A 3228-nucleotide genomic window follows, 5' to 3' on the forward strand; every position below is an offset into this window, starting at 1 on the left:
CCCTGGACTTCCGCCGCGAGGCGGGCCCCGCCCCGACCCGGCACCACTGCCTGGGCCCCGGCGTCGTGGCCGAACTCCTCGAGGTGGCCCTGACCGCCCTGCTGCACCGCGTGCCGACCGTGCGCCTGGCGGCGGAGGAGGTGCTGGACTGGCGCCGCGACCTGCTGGTGCGCCGAGTGGTGCGCCTACCGGTGACCTGGTGACCGGATGACCGCCCGCACCGCAGGCCGCACCCCCTCCCCCCGGCGCTCAGCTCTGCGGGCTGCGCCCACGACTGCGCGGAATGCGCACCCCGTCCACCACCGGGTCCCGCCACAACCCGTGCAACCGCAACCCGCCCGCCACCGGCTGCGTCCACAGCACGTCGAACCCGTGCACCCGGTAGAACGGCAGCACCTCGTCACCCGCGGTCCACAGGTAGGCGGGCGTGCCCCCCTCGTCGCACCACCGCAGCCCCGGCTCCAGCACCACCGAGGCCAGCCCGCTGCGGCGCCGGTGCGGCACAGTGGCCAGCGCCCGCAACCGGTGGTGCGGCAGGTCGGGCTCACGCTCCTCGGCCAACGCCACGGCCCGCTCGTACCGCGCGGCCCCGAACGGCCCGATCTGGTCGGCCACCCACCGCGCGGTCTCCAACTCCTCAACGGGCTCGGGCCGGTAGTCGGCGTGCGTCCACACGGCGGCGGCCGACCGGCACGGCGTCAACCAGGCCCGGACCGCGGGCAGCGGCGGCTCGGTCAACCAGTCCGCGACCACGGCCCCGAACTTGAGCTCCAGCACCTCCCGCCGCCGCTCACCGTCGGGCTCGTAGTGCTCGGCCAGCGGGCTGTCGTGCAACGCCTCCGCGAGCACCGCCCCCAACTCCCCCGCGTCCAGCCCGGTCGCCTCCACCGTGGTCCCGATCACCGGGCACCCCCTTCCCCGCGAGCGGCCCCTCGCGACCGGATCACCCGCGCCCACCGGGACGCGGAAGCGCCCACCAGTGTCCATTGAGGACGGAGATTCCGCCATGCCGAGACGAGTGCACCTGGTCGAGCTGGACGAGTGCGCCGAACCGGCCGACCAGCGGTCGGTCCCGGCGTTCGAGTTCCACCGGAACGACCGCTCGGCCCTCCTGACCACCCTCGACGCCCCGTTCGCGGTGGCGCTGGCGGCGGACGGCACGGAGGTGGAACTGGCCCGCGAGGTGAAGCGCCTGTTCCCCCGCTGCCACGTGGTGGTGGGCGGCGAAGCCGAGCAGGCCCTGGTGGACGCCCCGTGGGTGGACGTCCTGGTCCACGGCCACACCGCGCGCAGGGTCCCCGCCGTGCTGCGCGCCCTGGCACGGGGCTGCGGCCTGGGCGAGGTGCCGGGAATCAGCTTCTGGGCGGACACGGGCTGGGAGCGCACGGTCGTGACCACGGTGATGCCAACCCCGCGCGTGGGCGGCTAGCCGAACGCGGGGGGCGGCCCCGGTCGCCCCTCCACCCCGCGCTCACCCCAGGTGCACCGCGGGCGCGCTCTCGACGCCGGTCCGCAGCGCGGTCCCCTTGCCGATCAGCGTGAAGGCCACCGCGGCAGCGACGCACAGCAGCACGGCGGCACTGGCGAACACCGCCGAGTACCCCGACACCACCCGCTCGACGACTCCGGGCCCCTCGGCCCGAGCCACCACGCCCGAGTAGATGGCCGTCACCACCGCGAGCCCCACCGACCCGCCGACCTGGTTGGCGGCGGTGGCGGTGGCCGCGGCGGCCCCGGCGTCCCGAGCCTCGACCCCGAGCAGCGCGAGGTTCTGCAGCGGCACGAACGTGAACCCCATGCCCGCCCCGAACAGCACCAGTCCGGGCAGCACCTGCGCCCAGTACCCGCCGTCAGCCGTGATCAGCCCCAGGTACCCCACCCCGCAGGCCGCGAGCACCGGCCCGAGCACGAGCTGGGCCCGAGGCCCGACCCGCTCCAGCATCCGGGTGGCGAACGGCACGGTGAGCGTGATGCTCGCGGTGATCGGCAACGTGCCGAGCCCGGCGAGCAGCTGGGAGAGCCCCAGCACTCCCTGCAGGTGGAACGTCAGGTACAGCATCGCCCCGATCATCACCGCCCCCGTGATCCCCTGGACGAGGAACGCCGCGACCCGAACCCGGTCGGCGAACACCCGCAGCGGCAGCAGCGGATGCGCGGACCGCGCCTCCACGACCACGAACGCCCCCAGCAGCAGCACCCCGAGCACCACGAACCCCAAGGCGGCTGCGGACACCAGGGACTCCTCCGCGAGCGTGAGCCCGTACACGAGCGCCCCGAGCCCCCCGCTGACGGCGACCGCCCCGAGCACGTCGTACCGCCGATCCCCGTCAGCGCGCGACTCGGAGAGCAGCAGCCCGCCGGCGACCACCCCGACCACCACGAACGGCACGTTCACCAGCAGGCACCACCGCCACGACAGGTACTCGGTCAGCACACCCCCGAGCAGCAGCCCGATGGCCGCCCCAGCACCGGAAATCCCGCCGAAGACGGCGAAGGCGACGTTGCGCTCGCGCCCGGAGGGAAACGTGACGGTGACGATCGCCAAAGCCGCAGGCGCCATCAACGCGGCGGCAACCCCCTGCAACCCCCGAGCCGCGAGCAACTCGGCGCCACTCCCGGCAACCCCACCCCACACCGACACCACGCCGAACAGCGCAAGCCCAAGCAAAAAGGCCCGCCGCCGCCCCCAGAAGTCCGCGATCCGCCCACCGAGCAACAACAAGGCCCCAAAGGCAAGCGCATAGGCCGTGACCACCCACTGCCGCGCGCTGTCCGACATGCCGAGCTCAACCTGAGCACTGGGAAGCGCGACGTTGACGATGGTCCCGTCAAGGACGACCAGCAACTGCGTCAGGGAAACAACCGCGAGAACCCACCAGTTCCTCCTGCCCTCAGGCAGACGAAGAACAGGGCTGAACCGAGCAAGAATGGAGTGCCTCCACCGCGAACACGCCCGAGGTTTCCAGCCCCGACCGGGCAGCAAGCACCCCGACCACCCCCGGCAACGCACCGGTCAGACACCCAACCCTAACAAACCAAACCGACCCTCAACACCACCAGGCGCACAGCCCACCAGGCGCACCGCCCAGCAGACGCACCGCCCAGCAGACGCACCCACACTCACAAGCCGCAAGCCGACCGCACTAACGACCCACTCACTCGACCGCTGCGCGGGCTGCGGGGCGAGCGCAGCGAGCCCGCAGCAGAGCCACCCGCGTCCCTCTTTCC

At 73.3% G+C, this 3228-nt stretch carries 3 protein-coding genes and 1 pseudogene; 2 read left to right on the forward strand and 2 right to left on the reverse strand.

What is annotated here, in order from left to right; translation table 11 throughout:
- A pseudogene (locus ACTUAL_RS29630) lies at positions 1-203 on the forward strand (cytochrome P450); the annotation flags it as partial.
- A 46-nt stretch (positions 204-249) separates the two neighbouring features.
- On the opposite strand, the gene ACTUAL_RS29635 reads toward ACTUAL_RS29630, so the two are convergent.
- On the reverse strand, positions 250-903 hold the full coding sequence (locus tag ACTUAL_RS29635) for a GNAT family N-acetyltransferase (protein ID WP_440902545.1): 654 nt from the start codon (positions 901-903) through the stop codon (positions 250-252).
- Positions 904-1006: 103 nt separating this feature from the next.
- Here ACTUAL_RS29635 and ACTUAL_RS29640 point away from each other — a divergent pair, with 103 nt between their 5' ends.
- A complete protein-coding gene (locus ACTUAL_RS29640; protein WP_157767615.1) occupies positions 1007-1429 on the forward strand; it encodes a hypothetical protein in 423 nt (140 codons plus the stop codon).
- A gap of 42 nt (positions 1430-1471) precedes the next feature.
- On the opposite strand, the gene ACTUAL_RS29645 is transcribed toward ACTUAL_RS29640, so the two are convergent.
- Positions 1472-3010, reverse strand: coding sequence for an MFS transporter (locus tag ACTUAL_RS29645; protein ID WP_440902546.1), 1539 nt, complete (start codon positions 3008-3010; stop codon positions 1472-1474).
- Positions 3011-3228: the final 218 nt, after the last annotated feature.

The sequence above is a fragment of the Actinosynnema sp. genome, assembly GCF_052038725.1.